General features: G+C 70.4%; 15 protein-coding genes. 6 read left to right on the top strand and 9 right to left on the bottom strand.

All coding sequences use genetic code 11. From position 1 onward, the window contains the following. Positions 1–202 precede the first annotated feature (202 nt). From H4F98_RS06365 to H4F98_RS06375, 3 genes are all read left to right on the top strand, one after another. A complete protein-coding gene (locus tag H4F98_RS06365) occupies positions 203–2,722 on the top strand; it encodes a penicillin-binding protein 1A (RefSeq protein WP_182685973.1) in 2,520 nt (839 codons plus the stop codon). Between the two features lie 149 nt (positions 2,723–2,871). Then, on the top strand, positions 2,872–3,540 hold the full coding sequence (locus H4F98_RS06370; protein ID WP_182685974.1) for a hypothetical protein: 669 nt from the start codon (positions 2,872–2,874) through the stop codon (positions 3,538–3,540). Positions 3,541–3,615: 75 nt separating this feature from the next. Continuing rightward, on the top strand, positions 3,616–4,446 hold the full coding sequence (locus H4F98_RS06375; protein ID WP_182685975.1) for a methyltransferase, TIGR04325 family: 831 nt from the start codon (positions 3,616–3,618) through the stop codon (positions 4,444–4,446). A 90-nt stretch (positions 4,447–4,536) separates the two neighbouring features. Here H4F98_RS06375 and H4F98_RS06380 read toward each other — a convergent pair whose 3' ends face one another. The 9 genes from H4F98_RS06380 to H4F98_RS06420 all read right to left on the bottom strand — a co-directional run bounded on the left by H4F98_RS06380 (position 4,537) and on the right by H4F98_RS06420 (position 14,408). Continuing rightward, positions 4,537–5,841, bottom strand: coding sequence for a citrate synthase (locus tag H4F98_RS06380; protein ID WP_182685977.1), 1,305 nt, complete (start codon positions 5,839–5,841; stop codon positions 4,537–4,539). A 267-nt stretch (positions 5,842–6,108) separates the two neighbouring features. Then, positions 6,109–6,354 carry a type B 50S ribosomal protein L31 gene (locus H4F98_RS06385; protein WP_141517913.1) on the bottom strand — a complete coding sequence of 82 codons (246 nt, stop codon included), beginning with the start codon at positions 6,352–6,354 and terminating at the stop codon, positions 6,109–6,111. Positions 6,355–6,457: 103 nt separating this feature from the next. Continuing rightward, positions 6,458–7,396: a nucleoside hydrolase gene (locus tag H4F98_RS06390; RefSeq protein ID WP_182685979.1), complete on the bottom strand. Its 939-nt coding sequence runs from the start codon at positions 7,394–7,396 to the stop codon at positions 6,458–6,460. 63 nt (positions 7,397–7,459) lie between these two features. Further along, positions 7,460–9,577, bottom strand: coding sequence for an ATP-dependent DNA helicase RecG (gene recG / locus H4F98_RS06395; RefSeq protein WP_182685981.1), 2,118 nt, complete (start codon positions 9,575–9,577; stop codon positions 7,460–7,462). A gap of 81 nt (positions 9,578–9,658) precedes the next feature. Continuing rightward, complete coding sequence (locus H4F98_RS06400; RefSeq protein ID WP_182685983.1) at positions 9,659–10,042, bottom strand: RidA family protein; 384 nt, start codon at positions 10,040–10,042, stop codon at positions 9,659–9,661. A 62-nt stretch (positions 10,043–10,104) separates the two neighbouring features. Then, positions 10,105–12,294, bottom strand: a complete 2,190-nt coding sequence (locus H4F98_RS06405) for a RelA/SpoT family protein (RefSeq protein WP_182685985.1) — start codon at positions 12,292–12,294, stop codon at positions 10,105–10,107. 210 nt (positions 12,295–12,504) lie between these two features. Further along, a complete protein-coding gene (gene rpoZ, locus H4F98_RS06410) occupies positions 12,505–12,804 on the bottom strand; it encodes a DNA-directed RNA polymerase subunit omega (RefSeq protein WP_141517901.1) in 300 nt (99 codons plus the stop codon). Positions 12,805–12,930: 126 nt separating this feature from the next. Beyond that, positions 12,931–13,545 carry a guanylate kinase gene (gmk, locus tag H4F98_RS06415; protein ID WP_182685987.1) on the bottom strand — a complete coding sequence of 205 codons (615 nt, stop codon included), beginning with the start codon at positions 13,543–13,545 and terminating at the stop codon, positions 12,931–12,933. Between the two features lie 2 nt (positions 13,546–13,547). Then, complete coding sequence (locus H4F98_RS06420) at positions 13,548–14,408, bottom strand: YicC/YloC family endoribonuclease (protein WP_182685989.1); 861 nt, start codon at positions 14,406–14,408, stop codon at positions 13,548–13,550. 137 nt (positions 14,409–14,545) lie between these two features. Here H4F98_RS06420 and rph point away from each other — a divergent pair, with 137 nt between their 5' ends. Genes rph through rdgB form a run of 3 tightly spaced genes read left to right on the top strand, consistent with a single transcriptional unit; the run spans position 14,546 to position 16,332 of the window. Beyond that, positions 14,546–15,301, top strand: a complete 756-nt coding sequence (rph, locus tag H4F98_RS06425) for a ribonuclease PH (protein ID WP_141517898.1) — start codon at positions 14,546–14,548, stop codon at positions 15,299–15,301. 1 nt (position 15,302) lies between these two features. Then, positions 15,303–15,734, top strand: coding sequence for a VOC family protein (locus tag H4F98_RS06430; RefSeq protein WP_182685991.1), 432 nt, complete (start codon positions 15,303–15,305; stop codon positions 15,732–15,734). Next, the gene (gene rdgB / locus H4F98_RS06435) at positions 15,721–16,332 is read left to right on the top strand and encodes an RdgB/HAM1 family non-canonical purine NTP pyrophosphatase (protein ID WP_220479111.1); all 612 of its coding nucleotides are present in this window, start codon (positions 15,721–15,723) and stop codon (positions 16,330–16,332) included. Before H4F98_RS06430 ends, rdgB begins: the two co-directional genes overlap by 14 nt.

Consider the following 16,332-nt stretch of genomic DNA (forward strand, 5'->3'; position numbering starts at 1 on the left):
AACGGACTTTTGAATGGCTGGCAACCACTTCGTGCGGAAATTGCCCCTCCCCGTCACTTTAACCCCGTGTCGATCCATCTGGAAGCCCGGTTTTCGCCCCCGACCGGCCCCTTCCCCCCTGGACCCACCCCTGCCGCCCCCGGGGGCGGCACACCTCTTATACTGCCCGTTCTTGAAGACAGAAACCCGGAACCGGATCTAGATGTCACGAATTCGACGCTTGCTGCGCTGGGCGCTGGTCGCCCTCGTGGGCGCAGCGGTGCTGGGCGCCATCGCCCTGGGCACCTTGTACTACGTGATCGTCCCCAAGCTGCCGGATGTGGAGACCCTCCGCACCGTCGAACTGCAGGAACCCATGTACGTCTATACCCGCGACGGGCGCCTGATGGCCCAGTTCGGGGAGATGCGCCGGTCGCCGGTCACCATCGCCGAGGTACCCAAGCGCCTCAAGGACGCCTTCATCGCAACCGAGGACGCCCGCTTCTACGAGCACCACGGCGTCGACTACAAGGGCGTGGCGCGGGCCGTGTGGCTGCTGGCGACCACCGACGACAAGCGCGTGCCCGGCGGGTCGACCATCACCCAGCAGGTCGCCCGGCAGTTCTTCCTGGACTCCGAGTACAGCTACATGCGCAAACTGCGCGAGATGCTGCTGGCCATGCGGATGGAGCGGGAACTGAGCAAGGACGAGATCCTGGAGCTCTACCTCAACAAGAGCTTCTTCGGGCACCGCAACTACGGCGTCGGCGCGGCGGCCCAGTTCTACTACGGCAAGCCCCTCGCCGAGCTCGACCTCGACGAGATGGCCTCGCTGGCCGGCATCCCCAAGTTCCCCTCCAGCGGCAACCCGCTGAGCAACCCCGAGCGCGCCCGCGAGCGTCGCGACTACATCCTGCAGCGCATGGGCGACCTGGGCTTCGCCAGTGCCACCGAGGTCGCCGCCGCGAAGGCGGTGCCGATGCACGCAGCACCGCACGAGCCGCCGATCGAGGTCTACGCGCCCTACATCGCCGAGATGGTGCGCCAGGAAATGGTCGCCCGCTTCGGCGCCGAGGCCCTCACCCAGGGCTACAAGGTCACCACCACCATCGATCCGACCCTGCAGGCCGCGGCCGACAAGGCCCTGCGCGACGGCCTGCTGACCTACGACGTCCGCCATGGCTGGCACGGCGTCGAGCAGCACTTCGAGCTGGCCCCGGGCGAGGACGCCGCCACTGCCGGCAAGCGCCTGGCGGACATCCCGGCCCAGGCCAACCTGCTCCCGGCCGTGGTCGTGGGCGTGGAAGGCGGCCGCGCCGAGCTGGCGCTGAGCGACGGGCGCGTGGTGGAGGTCACCAAGAAGAACAGCTTCGCCTCGCGCGACCCGGCCACGCTGCTCAAGCGCGGCGACCAGGTCCGGCTCCGGGCCACCGTGGAGGCGCCCGAGGCGAGCGCCGAGGTGCCGGAGGGCGAAGCGCTGCCCTTGCCGCCCGGGAAGACGAGCTACGCGCTGAGCCAGTTGCCGCGCGCCCAGGCCGCGCTGGTCTCGATGGACCCGTCCAATGGCGCCCTGCGCGCACTCTCGGGCGGCTTCAGCTTCGCCGGCAACGAGTTCAACCGCGCCACCCAGGCACGTCGCCAACCCGGTTCGAGCTTCAAGCCCTTCGTCTACGCCGCGGCGATGGAGCGCGGCTACAACCCGGCCTCGATCGTGCTCGACGCCCCGGTCGTGTTCAAGCAGCGCAACGGCAAGGTCTGGCGGCCGCAGAACTCCAGCGGCAACTTCGCCGGGCCGATGCGCCTGCGCGAGGCACTGGTGCAGTCGCGCAACCTGGTGTCGGTACGCCTGCTCGATGCGATCGGCGTCGACTTCGCGCGCGACTACATCAGCAAGTTCGGCTTCGAGAAGGACCAGCTCCCGCCCAACCTCTCCATGTCGCTGGGCACCGCGTCGCTGACGCCGCTCTCGGTTGCGCGGGGCTACGCGGTCTTCGCCAATGGCGGCTTCCGGGTCGACCCCTGGTTCATCGATACCGTCCGCGATCGCAACGACGCCGTGCTTTTCCAGGAGAACCCGCCCACCGCCTGCCTGAGCTGCAGCGTCAGCGGCCGCGCCTCGAGCGTGCGCCATGTCGTCGACGGGTTCAACCTCGGCCCGGTCGCGGCGCCGGCACCGGCGGCCCCGACCCCCGAGCCCGAGCCGCAGGCGCCGGAACAGCCCCGGCTGGCGGCCGACGGCACGCCGCTGGAAACGGTCGACGCGCCGCGGGTGATCGACAACCGGGTCGCCTACCAGGTGATCTCGATGCTGCGCGACGTGGTCCTGCGCGGCACCGGCACGGCGGCCAAGGTGCTCGGCCGCGAGGACATCGGCGGCAAGACCGGCTCGACCAACGACTACCGCGACGCATGGTTCTCCGGCGTCGGTGGCCAGTTCGTCACCACCGTATGGGTGGGGCGCGACAACTTCCAGTCGCTGGGTCGCGGCGAATACGGCGGCCGCGCCGCGCTGCCGATCTGGATCGACTACATGCGGGTGGCGACGAAGGACCAGCCGATCACCCCCAACCTGCCGCCAGCGGACATGGTCAAGGTCTCGGTGTCTGCCGACGGCCGGCTGCTGCCCGACGGCAGCGGCGGGGTGACCGAGTGGGTCAAGACCGAGGACCTGGAACGCATGCAGACCTACGTCCAGTACGACGACGACAGCGTGCCGGCGGAAGAGTCCTTCGACATTTTCTGAACGCCGGCATGACGGTGCGTGGCCGTACCCGGTCCGGGCCGGCCACGCCTTTCCCCTGTCGCGAAGGGCGTGATAGCGTTGTCCCGTCGGCCCCTCGGCCGACCTCGGCGGCTCCCGGCCGCCCGAGCCGTGCCGCTGCGGAGGTTCCCATGCCCCACGCCCGACAGCACGCGCATGCCCACCAGCATGCCCAGACCCGTACCCGCGAACGCCGGCACCGCCTGGCCCACGAGGCCGCGCGACTGATGGCCGAGGGCGGCATCCGCGACTACCACCAGGCCAAGCTGAAGGCCGCGCATCGCCTGGGCATCCACGACGACGCCTCCCTGCCCCGCAACCGCGAGATCGAGAACGCCCTGCGCGAATACCAGCGTCTGTTCCAGCCCGACAACCGGGTGGCCCTGCGCGAACGACGCGAGGCGGCGGTGCACGCCCTGGCCTTCTTCGCCGCCTTCGCACCGCGCCTCGTGGGGCCGGTCCTGGAGGGCACGGCCGACGCCCACAGTCCGGTCTGCCTGCACCTGCACGACGACGATCCGGACGCCGTGGCCCGCTTCCTGCAGCAGCACCGCATCCCCGCCGAATCACGCAGCCGGCATCTTCGGCTGGACCGCGAGCGCGAAGGCGACTTCCCGGTCTGGGTGTTCGCCGCCGACGCCATCAGCTTCGACCTGACCGTGCTGCCACGGGCCGTGTTGCGGCAGGCGCCGCTGTCCGGGATCGACGAGCGGCCAATGGCGCGCGCCTCGGCCAGCCACGTCGAACAGTTGCTGGCGGACGTCGACGCCGGGGACGGCATCCCCGCCAGGCCCGCCTGACCGGCGGAGCGTGTCCGCCCGGAGCCGGGCGCCGCGTTGCCCCCAATGACTCCTTAGCCATGCCGGGGCCATGTCGTGGACGCGCAGCTGGTCTGTCGCCTGATGGAACTGCCGGGCGCCCGGCTGCTCGCGCGCCCGGCCTACCGGCGTTACTTCCAGCGCCCCTACCGGCACGGCAACATCTATTTCGGGATCTACAAAAGCCATGCCGACGCCCTGCGCGCCGCCGTGGCCTTCGGATCCGAACGCCTGCCCCCGACCTACGACGTGGCCGACGCCGCGCGGATGTACCGCACCCAGCTCCGGCAGCTGCGAAGTTGCGACTATGCCGCGCTGCTGTGGCTGGAGCACGCGATGGCCGAAGGCGCTCGGCGGATCTTCGACCTGGGCGGGCACATCGGCCTGGCGTACTACGGCTTCGGGCGGCGGGTCGCCCTCCCCGACGACCTCGACTGGTGCGTGCACGACCTGGGTGCGGTGATGGCCGCCGGCCGCGACTGGGCCGCGGGCCACGACCCTGCCAGGCGCCTGCGCTTTTCCGGTTCGCCGCGCGACGCGGACGGCAGCGACCTGCTGATCTGCAGCGGCGCGCTGCAGTACCTGGACTATGCCTTGCCGGACCTGCTGGCCGGCCTCCACGCCGCGCCACGGCATGTGCTGGTGAACCTGTCGCCGATCCATCCCGAGCAAGGTTTCTTCACCCTTCAGAACCTGGGCATCGCGGTCTGCCCCTACCGGGTCGTGGGCCTGCCGGACTTCCGGGCACGCATGGAAGGGCTGGGCTACGCCCTCCACGACCACTGGGAGCTTCCGGAACGCCAGCTGCGCGTGCCGTTCGCGCCCTCGCACCGGCTGGACCATTACTCGGGGCTCTATTTCAGGCGTCCTGCGCCGACACGGCACTGAGTGCGCCACGCTGCGGGGTGCGGGCCCTGCCCCGAAAACGACGACGCCCCGCGAAGGCGGGGCGTCGGGTCCGGTCCGGCGGTTGCCGGATCAGCGCTTGTCGGCGTCGACGTAGTCGCGCGATGCCGAGCCGGTGTAGATCTGGCGCGGACGGCCGATCTTGTTCTCGGGGTCTTCCTGCTGCTCCAGCCAGTGCGCGACCCAGCCGGCGGTGCGGCCGATGGCGAACATGACCGTGAACATCTCGGTCGGGATCTTCAGCGCCTTGTAGATGATGCCGCTGTAGAAATCGACGTTGGGATAGAGCTTGCGCTGCACGAAGTAGTCGTCCTTCAGCGCGGCCTCCTCCAGCTTCAGCGCCACGTCCAGCAGGGGATCGTTGACGCCCAGTTCGCCGAGGACCTTATGGGTCATCTCGCGGATGATCTTCGCGCGCGGATCGAAGTTCTTGTAGACGCGATGGCCGAAGCCCATCAGGCGGAAGCTGTCGTTCTTGTCCTTGGCCCTGGCGACGGCCGCGTCGACCTTGTCCGGGGTGCCGATCTCGGCCAGCATCTTCAGCACGGCCTCGTTGGCGCCGCCGTGGGCGGGACCCCACAGCGCGGTGATGCCCGCGGCGACCGACGCATACGGATTGGCACCGGTCGAGCCGACCAGGCGCACCGTCGAGGTCGAGGCGTTCTGCTCGTGGTCCGCGTGCAGGATGAAGAGCAGGTCGAGCGCCTTGGCGACGACCGGGTTCATCTCCAGCGGTTCGCTGGGCACCTCGAACATCATGTGCAGGAAGCGGTTGACGTAGTCGAGGTTGTTGCGCGGGAAGCGGATCGGCCAGCCGATCGAGTAGCGGTAGGCGGCGGCGGCCAGGGTCGGCATCTTCGCCAGCAGGCGGATCGCCGCGAGGCGGCGCTGCTCGGGGTCTTCGAGGTCGAGCGTGTCGTGGTAGAACGCCGACAGCGAGGCCGTGGTGCCGGCCAGCATGGCCATCGGGTGGGCGTCGTACTGGAAGCCCTGGAAGAAGTTCTTCAGGCGCTCGTGCATCATCGTGTGATGCGTGACTTCGTGCTCGAACGCGCTGAACTCGGCCGGGGTCGGCAGCTCGCCGTTCATCAGCAGGTAGGCGACTTCGAGGAAGCTGGACTTCTCGGCCAGCTGCTCGATCGGGTAACCGCGGTACAGCAGCACGCCGGCGTCGCCGTCGATGTAGGTGATCGCCGACTTGCAGCTCGCGGTCGCGGTGAAGCCCGGGTCGTAGGTGAAGCAGCCGGTTTCCTTCGGCAGGCGGGCGATGTCGATGCACGGCGCACCCAGGGTCGGATGCTGCACGGGCAGGACGACGTTCTTGTCGCCGGCGGCAAGGGTGACCTCGCTCAGGCCAGACTTGTTCGAATCGGACACGGAACACTCCTCATGTCGACGTGCGGACGCAGGGCCGCGCACGGATGGGGGGACAGGGATCGCGAAGCGCCCCCGGGGGAGCGGCCTGCAACCTGCTGATTATCGCATACGGGCCCGGCAACGGCCCCCGGACCAAAGGACCAGGCCCGGCGCACCCGGCCGCCGCCGACCGCCATACGGCGAGCGCGCGACAGGTACGGACGCGATGCCAGAAACGACAACGGCCGCCTTTCGGCAGCCGTTGTGCGGACACACGCGTTGAAGCGCTTACTTCTTCGCGTAGCGGTTGCGGAACTTGTCGATGCGACCGCTGGTATCCATGATCTTGTGCTTGCCCGTGTAGAACGGGTGCGACGCCGACGAGATGTCGACCTTGATCAAGGGGTATTCGTTGCCGTCGTCGAACTTCACCGTCTCCTTGCTGTCGAGGGTGGAACGAGTCAGGAACTGGAAGTCGGTGGTCACGTCTTGGAACACGACTTCGCGGTATTCGGGATGGATGCCGGCCTTCATGGCACTCACCAATCGGTATCGGAGGGAAGCAGCGCAGTATAGCGGCGGTTTTCTCCGCAGGCAAGTCCGGGGGCCGGCGCGGTTGCCGGCCCCGCGCATCCGTTCAGTCGCCCGCGCCGACCGCGCCGCGCACCTGGACCTCGAAGTCCGCCTGGTCGAAGCGCATCAGGATCCGGACATTGTCCGGCCGGCCGCCCTGCCGGCGCCAGTCGACCACGGTGGCGCCCCGACTGTGGCGCCCCTCCAGGGCCACGGCCATGGGCCGTGCCTCCACCCGTTGCGCCGCATCGGGACGCAGCACCCAGGCCATCGCCAGTGCGTCGGCACAGAACCAGCGGTCGCCGCGGCGATCGGCCGACCACTCACGGGTCTGGCGCGAGATGGCATCGTAGAAGCGGGCCTTGTCGGTGTCGGCCGACAGCCAGCGGCCCACCTCGGCGTGGTCGAGGCTGTGCGCGACGGTGGCCTCCCAGTCGGCCAGGTCGGTCATCGGGAACGCCTCGAAGACGATGTGCGCCGCCTCCGGGTCGAAGTGGATGTTGAACTCGGCCGCCGGGGTGATGTTGCCCTGCGAGGTCACCGCCCCGCCCATGACCACGAAACGCGCCACGCGCGACGGCAACGTGGGGTCGAGCCGGAGCGCCAGCGCGATGTTGGTCAGCGGTCCCAGCGCGACCAGCACCAGGCGACCGGCATGCTGGTGGGACAGACGCAGGATCGCGAGGGCGGCATGCTCGGCCTCCGCCTGCCGGGGCGACGGCGCGTAGCCGGTATCGCCCAGGCCATCGGCACCGTGCACGTCGGCCGCGTCCGGCGCGGGATGCAACAACGGCGTCGGGCAACCGGCGAACACCGGCACTTCGACGCCCGCGACTTCGCACACCTTCAGCGCATTGCGGACGGTGTGGTCCAGGCCGACGTTGCCGGCGGCGATGGTCAGGCCCACGACCTCATGGCCGGGATCGTTGAATGCCATGAGCAGGGCGAGGGCGTCGTCGACGCCCGGGTCGGTATCAATCAGGAGTGGGATCTTGTTCGTCATGGACCGAGTATGCCCATGCGCGGCGATGCCTGCATGGCACGCCGGGAATCGCGTCGACGCGGATCACGCCGCCGCGTAGCGCGCGGCGCTGCCCACCCAGCGCTCCACCAGGCGGCCCGCGAGCGCCGGCGCATCGGCCAGCAGGCGTTCGCCGATCTCGTGCACGCGCGGCAGCAGGTCGGCGTCGCGCGCGAGGTCGGCGACGCGGAACCCGGCGATGCCGGTCTGCCGCGTGCCCAGCAGCTCGCCGGGGCCGCGCAGTTCGAGGTCCTTCTCGGCGATCACGAAGCCGTCCTGCGTCTGCCGCATGGTTTCCAGGCGCTGGCGCGCGAGCGCTGACAGGGGCGCCTGGTAGAGAAGCACGCAATTGGAGGCCGCGCTGCCGCGTCCGACACGGCCCCGCAGCTGGTGCAGCTGGGCGAGGCCGAGGCGCTCGGCGTTCTCGATGATCATCAGCGAGGCATTGGGCACGTCGACGCCGACCTCGATGACGGTGGTCGCCACCAGCAGGTCGGTTTCGCCGGCCTTGAAGGCACGCATGGCCGCCTGTTTGCCGGCCGCCTTCATGCGACCGTGCACCAGGTCGACGCGCAGCTCCGACAACTGGCTCGACAGGCCTTCGAACGTGGTCTGCGCGGCCTGCGCGACCACCTCGTCGCTGTCGTCGATCAGCGTGCACACCCAATAGGCCTGGCGTCCTTCGGCGCACGCGGCGCGGATGCGCTCGATCAACTCCGGGCGGCGCTCCGCGCTCAGTACGATGGTCTGCACCGGCGTGCGGCCCGGCGGGAGCTCATCGATCGCCGAGACATCCAGGTCGGCATACGCGGCCATCGCCAGCGTGCGCGGGATCGGCGTGGCGGTCATCACCAGCTGGTGCGGGACGATGGCCCCCGGGCCGACGCCGCCCCCGGCGCCCTTGTCGCGCAGCGCCAGGCGCTGGTGCACGCCGAAGCGGTGCTGCTCGTCGACGATCGCCAGCGCGAGGTCATGGAACACGACCCCCTGCTGCATGAGCGCATGCGTGCCGACCACCACCTGCGCCTCGCCCGATGCGACCTCCTCGAGGACCCGGCCGCGGGCGCGGCCGGTGACCTTGCCCGCCAGCCATGCAACGCGGATCCCCAGCGGCTCAAGCCAGCCCCGTAGATTGGCCAGGTGTTGTTCGGCCAGCAGTTCGGTCGGTGCCATCAACGCCGCCTGCTTGCCGCCCTCCACCGCCAGCATCGCCGCCAGCGCGGCGACCACCGTCTTGCCCGAGCCGACGTCGCCCTGCACCAGCCTGAGCATGGGGCGCGGCTGCGCGAGATCGGCTCGAATCTGCTCGAAGACCCGCTGCTGCGCGCCGGTGAGCTCGAACGGCAAGGCGGCCTGGAGGCGACGCGACAGCGCGCGCTTGCGCAGCGCAGGCGCGGCATGGGCCTGCTGCGCGAGCCTTTGCCGGCGCAGGCTGAGGTGGTGGGCGAGCAGTTCCTCGATCGCCAGGCGTCGCTGCGCCGGGTGCGTGCCCGCGGAGAGGGCCTGCAGATCGGCGTCGGCCGGGGGACGGTGCACGGTCAGCAGGGCATGGCGCAGGGACGGCAGGTGCAGGTGTTCGAGCAGGCCCGCCGGCAACAGCTCGAGCGCGCCCTCGTCCGGCAGGCGGTCCAGTGCCAGCCCGATCAGGCGCCGCAGCGACGCCGGCCCCACCCCTTCGATCGCGGGATAGACCGGATCGAGGCGATCGGCAAGGGCATCGTCGGCGCGCGGATCGAGGACGCGGTAGCTGGGATGGACGATTTCCAGGCCGTGCTGGCCCGGCCTTGGCGTGCCGAAGCAACGCACGCGGGCGCCGGGCTGGAACTGCGCCACCTGCGCGGCGCGGAAATGGAAGAAGCGCAGCACCAGCGTGCCATGGCCTTCGTCGCCGATCGCGACCCGCAGCATCGGCCGGTACCGGAACCCGCGCTCCACCGCCTCGACCCGGCCCTCGACCTGGGCGGGCACGCCGGGCGACAGGGCGCGGATCGGTGTCAGCGCGGTGCGGTCCTCGTACTGCCGGGGCAGGTGGAACCACAGGTCCTGCACATGGAACAGGCCGCGGGCGGCGAGCTTTTCGGCAAGCTTGGGCCCCACGCCCGGAAGCGCGGTGAGGGCTTGCTGCAGGGGATCGACGGCAGGTCCGTCCTTGCGCTTGGGCATCCCCCAAGCATGCCGGGAAGCGGCGCAAAACAAAAACCCCGCGCACGTGCGCGGGGTCGCGGGAGGCGAAACGCGCCGGACTCAGCCCAGCGCGAGGATCGCGTCGACTTCGAAGGCCGCACCCTTGGGCAGGCCGGCGACTTCGATGGTGGAGCGCGCCGGGTACGGCGCCTGGAAGTAATCGGCCATCACCGCGTTGACGGCGGCGAAGTCGCCCAGGTCGGTGACGTAGAGGCCCAGGCGCACGACCTGCTCGAGCGAGCCGCCGGCGGCTTCGCAGACGGCCTGGAGGTTGTCGAACGCGCGACGCGCCTGCACGCTGATGTCGCCGGCGACGAGTTCGCCGCTGGCGGGGTCGAGCGGGATCTGGCCCGAGAGGAACACCATGTCGCCGGCGCGGACGGCCTGCGAATACGGTCCGATGGCGGCCGGCGCCTGGTCGGTCTGGACGATGGTACGGGGCATGCGGGGGCTCTCCTGGAGATACTGGGCCGCAGTGTACCGGCGGGGGCACGCCAGGGGAGTGACTACATGCGCTGGACGGCCAGCACGACATTGAGGCGGCGGACGCGGCGGATCACGTTGGCCAGGTGCCGGCGGTCCGACACCTCGATCGAGAAGCGCATGGCCGCGACGTGGGTGTCGCGCTCCAGGTACTCCACGCGATCGATGTTGGACTCGGCGTCGGCCACCGCGGCGGCCACCTGGGCCAGCGCGCCGGGGCGGTTGTCGACGTCGATCTTCAGTGCCGCGGCGAAGTCGCCCGAGACCTCGCGGTCCCAGCCGATCGGCACCCAGCGGTCGGGCGACTTGCGGTACTCGGCGACGTTCGGACAATCCAGCCGGTGCACCACCACGCCCCGGCCCGCGGTGTGGTAGCCCATGATCTCGTCGCCAGGCACCGGCAGGCAGCATTGGGCGAAGCTGATGACGCCGCGCTCGGCGCCGGTGATCAGGATCTTTTCGTCGGGCAGGCGCGCGCGCACCGCCTGGCGACGCTCGGGACCGCCCGGGGTCTCGCGCGCGAGCGCCTGCGCGACCTGGCTGGGCATGCGGTTGCCCAGCGCGATCTCGGCCAGCAGGGCCTCCAGGCGCGGGTAGCGATGCTCGGCGAGATAAGCATCGATGCGCACCTGCGGCACGCGGTCGAGCGAGGTGTCCAGGCCTTCCAGCGCGCGGTCGAGCATGCGATGGCCCAGTTGCACGGCGTCCTCGTGGCCGATCTGCTTGAGCTGCTGGCGGATCGCGGTGCGCGCCTTGCCCGAGACCACGAACTCCAGCCACTGCGGCTTGGGCGTGGAGGAACGCGCGGTGATCACCTCCACGCGCTGGCCGCTGGCCAGTCGGGTGCGCAGCGGCGAGAGCTTGCCGTCCACGCGCGCGGCCACGGCCATGTTGCCCACGTCGGTATGCACCGCATAGGCGAAGTCCAGCGCGGTCGCGTTGCGCGGCAGCGACAGGATGTCGCCCTTGGGCGTGAACAGGTAGACCTCGTCGGGGAACAGGTCGACCTTGACGTTCTCCAGGAATTCGAGCGACGAGCCGGTGTCGTGCTGCGACTCGACCAGCCCGGTGATCCAGTGGTGGGCGCGGCTCTGGGCGCTGTTGGGGCCCTCCGCGCCATCCTTGTAGGACCAGTGCGCGGCGACGCCCTTCTCGGCGACCAGGTCCATCTCCTCGGTCCGGATCTGCACTTCCACCGGCGAACCGTAGGGCCCGAACAGCACCGTGTGCAGCGACTGGTAGCCGTTGGCCTTGGGGATCGCGATGAAGTCGCGGAAGCGCGCGTCCAGCGGTTTGTAGGTGGCATGCACCACGCCAAGCGCGTGGTAGCAGTCGGGCACCGTGCGCACGACCACGCGGAAGCCGAACACGTCCATCACCTGGGTGAAGTTCTTGTTCTCCGCGCGCATCTTCGTATAGATGCTCCACGGCGACTTGACCCGGCTCACCAGGCGGTGCTGCAGCTTCTCCTTGGCCAGCCGCTGGGCCAGGTTGGCCTCGATCTGCACCAGGGCCTCGCGCCGGACCACCGGCTGGGTGCGGATGCGCTTCTCGATCACCGCGTGGCGCCAGGGGTGCAGCGCGCGGAAGCCCAGGTCCTGCAACTCGGCCTTGATCAGGTTCATGCCCAGGCGCTGGGCGATCGGCGCGTAGATGTCCAGGGTCTCGCGGGCGATGCGGTGCCGCGCCTCGGCGCCCTGGGCGCCCAGCGTGCGCATGTTGTGCAGGCGGTCGGCGAGCTTGATGAGGATGACGCGCAGGTCGCGCGACATCGCCAGCAGCATCTTGCGGAAGCTCTCGGCGGTGGCCTCGGCGCGGTCGCGGAACTGGAGCTTGTCGAGCTTGGTGACGCCATCGACCAGTTCGGCCACCGTCTCGCCGAATTCGTCGGCCAGGCACTCGCGGGTGACCGGGGTGTCCTCGATGGTGTCGTGCAGGATCGCCGCGATCAGCGTCTCTGCGTCCAGGCCCTGTTCGGCCAGGACCTGGGCCACCGCCACCGGATGGGTGATGTAGGGCTCGCCGGACTTGCGCGTCTGGCCCGCGTGGGCGGAGGCACCGACCGCCCAGGCCCGCCTCAGCCGCACCCGCTGGGACTCGTCCAGGTACCCGGCCGCACGCTCCATCGCCTGCATGTAGTCGGGCAGCGAATCGAAGTCGCTGGACGGCGGCGCAAGCACGTTCAGGTTGGCGGTGTCGGGGCGGGCTGACATGAAATCAATCTAAGGGGCGGACTGCCCCCTTGCAATGCGGCGCGGTGCGGGAAACGGCGCCGTCGGCGCCCGTTCAGCCCCTGTTTTCGACCGGCGGGAGGGATTCCGCCCCGAACGACCGGTCACCCGGCCGCCGCAAACGCGAACGGCCCCGCCAGGGCGGGGCCGTCGGGAGCCGTCCCGGGACGGGGCGGCCAAGCCTGGGCAGGCTTATTCGTCGTTCTTGGACATGTCCTCGTCCGCCACCACTTCGGCGGCGGCCCACTCCAGGGCCTCGCGCTCCTTGCGCTCGCGCTCGGACTTCTCGACGGCCTCGATGTAGGTGGCGTCGACCTCGCGCGCGGCGATCTCGCGCAGCGCCAGCACGGTCGGCTTGTCGTTGGACTCGGAGTTGTCGAGCATCGGCTCGACGTTGTTGGCCAGCTGGCGCGCGCGCTTGGCGGCCAACATGACCAGTTCGAAGCGGTTGTCGACCACTTCCAGGCAATCTTCAACGGTGATGCGGGCCATGGGGCTCCCAACGGCTGACGCCGTAATGCGGACAAATCGGCCGGCCATTATAGGGACCCACCGGCCCCGTCGGCAAGTCCAGCCTTGGGAATCAGGCAGTTACGGTCCCGGCACCGCAGGGGGCGTTCAGCCTTGCAGCAGGCCGCCGATCAGCCGGCCATGGCGGGCGACCTGCATCTCGCGCCGCAGCCGGCTGGCGGTGAAGATCGCGCACATCTCGTCGACGGCCACGGCGAAGTGTTCGTTGACGATCACGTAGTCGAACTCGCCGTAATGCGACATTTCCTCGCGGGCGGCCGCCAGGCGCTGGGCGATGACGTCGTCGCTGTCCTGGCCGCGGTTGCGCATGCGCTGCTCCAGCGCCTCGCGCGAGGGCGGCAGGATGAACACGCTGATCGCGCCGGGCACCTGCCGGCGGACCTGGCGCGCACCCTGCCAGTCGATCTCCAGCAACACGTCGCGGCCGGCGGCCAGCTGCGGCTCGACCGACTGCCGGGCGGTGCCCTTCCAGTCGCCGTGGACGCGGGCGTGTTCGAAGAAGTCGCCGGCGGCGACCATGCGTTCGAACTCGGTTTCGTCGACGAAGTGGTAGTGCTCGGCATGGCGCTCGCCCGGCCGCGGGCGGCGCGAGGTGAAGGAGATCGACAGGCAGATGTTGGGATCGCGCGCGAGCACCGCGTTGACGATGCTGGACTTGCCCGCCCCGGAAGGCGCAGCGACGATGAAGAGGGTGCCTCGCATGGTCATTCGATGTTCTGCACCTGTTCGCGGATCTGGTCGATCAGGACCTTCAGGTCGACCGCGGCGGCGGTGCTGCGCGCGTCGACCGACTTCGAGCCCAGGGTGTTGGCCTCGCGGTTGAACTCCTGCAGGAGGAAGTCCAGCCGCCGTCCCACGGCTTCGCGCAGGCCGAGCACGCGGCGCGCTTCGCCGACGTGGGTGGCCAGGCGGTCGAGCTCCTCGTCGACGTCGAGCTTCTGCAGCCAGATCACCAGTTCCTGTTCCAGCCTGCCGGGATCGACCGGCTGCGGCAGGTCGGCCAGGCGGGCCTGGAGCTTGAGGCGCTGGGCGTCGCGAATCTGCGGCACCAGGGTGCGCAGGGTGGCGACATGGCCGTCGATCAGGCCCAGGCGTTCGCCGATGGCATCGGCCAGCTTGGCGCCCTCGCGTTCGCGGGCCGCGACGAACTCGTCCAGCACCGCGTCCAGCAGGGACAGCGCCTCGGCCTGCAGGGCGGCGGGATCGGCGACGGGCGCCTGCAACACACCGGGAAGCTGGAGCAACTGGCTGAACTCGGTGTGCAGGCCCGGGAACCGCGACGAGAGGTCGATCGCCAGCTCCCCCAGTTCGCGCAGCCGGGTGGGATCGACCCGCAGCGCACCCTCGCCCTCGGGACTGCGCAGGCGCAACACCAGGTCGACCTTGCCGCGCGACAGGCGCGCGGCGACGCGCTCGCGCAGGGCCGGCTCCAGGGAGCGCAGGTCGTCGTGCAGGCGGGTACCGACCTCGAGGAACCGGTGGTTCACCGAGCGCAGCTCGCAACCCAGGGTGCCCCAGGGCGTGGCGCGTTCGCCGCTGGCGAAGGCGGTCATGCTGCGGATCATGCGGGTCGTCCTGCCGTCGTCGGGAAGCCTTGCGGCCGTGAAGTATGCCATCGCCACGCCGCCGTCGCCGCCCCGGCGGCGGTCCGGGCGCCGCCAAACCGCTAGAATCGTGGCCTTGACCGACACACGTCTCCTACATGACCGACACCCCCGCCCCCATCGCCCGCCCCAGCGGCCGCCTGCCCGACCAGCTGCGCGAAGTGCGCATCGAACGCGGCTTCACCCGCCATGCCGAGGGCTCGGTGCTGATCAGCTTCGGCGACACCCGGGTGCTGTGCACCGCCAGCGTCGAGAACCGCGTGCCGGCGTTCCTGCGCGGCAAGGGCGAGGGCTGGGTCACCGCGGAATACGGCATGTTGCCGCGCGCGACCCACACCCGCAGCGACCGCGAGGCCACCCGCGGCAAGCAGGGCGGGCGCACGCTCGAGATCCAGCGCCTGATCGGCCGCTCGCTGCGCGCGTGCGTCGACCGCAGCCTGCTCGGCGAACGCACCATCACGCTCGACTGCGACGTCCTCCAGGCCGATGGCGGCACCCGCACCGCGGCGATCACCGGCGCCTATGTCGCCCTGGTGGACGCGGTCCAGGGCCTGGTCGCCTCGCGCGCCATCAAGTTGCCGCAATGCGGACGATCGCCCATCTTCGGCGCAGTGGCGGCGGTCTCGGTCGGCGTCTACCGCGGCGTCCCCGTGCTCGACCTCGACTACGCCGAGGACAGCGACTGCGACACCGACATGAACGTGGTCATGAACGACGGCGGCGGCTTCATCGAGCTGCAGGGCACCGCCGAGGGCCATGCCTTCCGCCGCGAGGAACTGGAGGCGATGACGGCCCTGGCCGAATCGGGCATCCGCACGCTGATCGCCCGCCAGCGCGAAGCCCTGGACGCCTGACATGGCCACGCCGCGCCCCACGCGCCAGTCCATCGGCAGCGTCACCGTCGTGGTCCGCGACTACGACGAAGCGATCGACTGGTACACCCGCGTCCTGGGATTCCTGCTGCTCGAGGACACCGACCTGGGACACGGCAAGCGCTGGGTGCGGGTCGCGCCGGTGGGCACCGACGACGGTTGCGCGCTCCTGCTCGCCCTCGCCTCGGACGATGCGCAACGGCGTTGCGTCGGCGCCCAGACGGGCGGCCGCGTGGGATTCTTCCTGCATACCAGCGACTTCGCCCGCGACTTCGCGGCGCTGGACGCGCGCGGCGTTCGTTTCACCCAAGCCCCGCGCCACGAGTCCTACGGCAGCGTGGCGGTGTTCGAGGACCTGTACGGCAACCGCTGGGACCTGCTGGGTCTGAAGGAAGACGCCGATGACGCAGGTTGAGGGCGAGCGCTGGGTCATCGCCAGCAGCAACGCCGGCAAGCTGGCCGAGTTCCGCGACCTGCTCGGCGACGCGGGTCCCACATGCGTGCCGCAGCAGCAGCTGGGCGTGGTCGACGCCGAGGAAACCGGCCTGAGCTTCATCGAGAACGCCCTGCTCAAGGCACGGCACGCCGCCCAGGCCACCGGCCTGCCGGCGCTCGCGGACGACTCCGGGCTGTGCGTCGATGCGCTCGACGGCGCGCCCGGCCTGTACTCGGCACGCTACGCCGGCGGCCACGGCGACGCCGGGGCCAACATCGCCAAGCTGCTCGCCGCGCTGGCCGCCCGACCGGGCACGGATCGGCGCGCGCGCTTCGTCGCGGTGATCGCCTGGCTGCGCCACCCGCTCGATCCGCAGCCGGTGGTCGCGCAGGGCGTGTGGCAGGGCCGCATCCTCGGGCACCCCCGCGGCGCGGGCGGATTCGGCTATGACCCGGTGTTCCAGCCCGACGGCCACGACTGCAGCGCCGCGGAACTCGCGCCCGCGCTCAAGAACCGCCTCAGCCACCGCGGCCAGGCACTGGCCGCACTGCGCCGGCAGCTGCTCGACCTGGCCTGA

Origin of the sequence: Marilutibacter spongiae, from assembly GCF_014145325.1 — a bacterium.
In the GTDB taxonomy this organism is placed as follows: Bacteria; Pseudomonadota; Gammaproteobacteria; order Xanthomonadales; family Xanthomonadaceae; genus Marilutibacter; species Marilutibacter spongiae.

Excerpts from the sequence above, each read along its gene's own strand:
- H4F98_RS06365 (WP_182685973.1), top strand. The coding sequence starts at position 203 with ATGTCACGAATTCGACGCTTGCTGCGCTGGGCGCTGGTCGCCCTCGTG.
- H4F98_RS06370 (WP_182685974.1), top strand. The coding sequence starts at position 2,872 with ATGCCCCACGCCCGACAGCACGCGCATGCCCACCAGCATGCCCAGACC.
- H4F98_RS06385 (WP_141517913.1), bottom strand. The coding sequence starts at position 6,354 with ATGAAGGCCGGCATCCATCCCGAATACCGCGAAGTCGTGTTCCAAGAC.
- H4F98_RS06390 (WP_182685979.1), bottom strand. The coding sequence starts at position 7,396 with ATGACGAACAAGATCCCACTCCTGATTGATACCGACCCGGGCGTCGAC.
- recG (WP_182685981.1), bottom strand. The coding sequence starts at position 9,577 with ATGCCCAAGCGCAAGGACGGACCTGCCGTCGATCCCCTGCAGCAAGCC.
- H4F98_RS06400 (WP_182685983.1), bottom strand. The coding sequence starts at position 10,042 with ATGCCCCGTACCATCGTCCAGACCGACCAGGCGCCGGCCGCCATCGGA.
- H4F98_RS06405 (WP_182685985.1), bottom strand. The coding sequence starts at position 12,294 with ATGTCAGCCCGCCCCGACACCGCCAACCTGAACGTGCTTGCGCCGCCG.
- rpoZ (WP_141517901.1), bottom strand. The coding sequence starts at position 12,804 with ATGGCCCGCATCACCGTTGAAGATTGCCTGGAAGTGGTCGACAACCGC.
- gmk (WP_182685987.1), bottom strand. The coding sequence starts at position 13,545 with ATGCGAGGCACCCTCTTCATCGTCGCTGCGCCTTCCGGGGCGGGCAAG.
- H4F98_RS06420 (WP_182685989.1), bottom strand. The coding sequence starts at position 14,408 with ATGATCCGCAGCATGACCGCCTTCGCCAGCGGCGAACGCGCCACGCCC.
- rph (WP_141517898.1), top strand. The coding sequence starts at position 14,546 with ATGACCGACACCCCCGCCCCCATCGCCCGCCCCAGCGGCCGCCTGCCC.
- H4F98_RS06430 (WP_182685991.1), top strand. The coding sequence starts at position 15,303 with ATGGCCACGCCGCGCCCCACGCGCCAGTCCATCGGCAGCGTCACCGTC.
- rdgB (WP_220479111.1), top strand. The coding sequence starts at position 15,721 with ATGACGCAGGTTGAGGGCGAGCGCTGGGTCATCGCCAGCAGCAACGCC.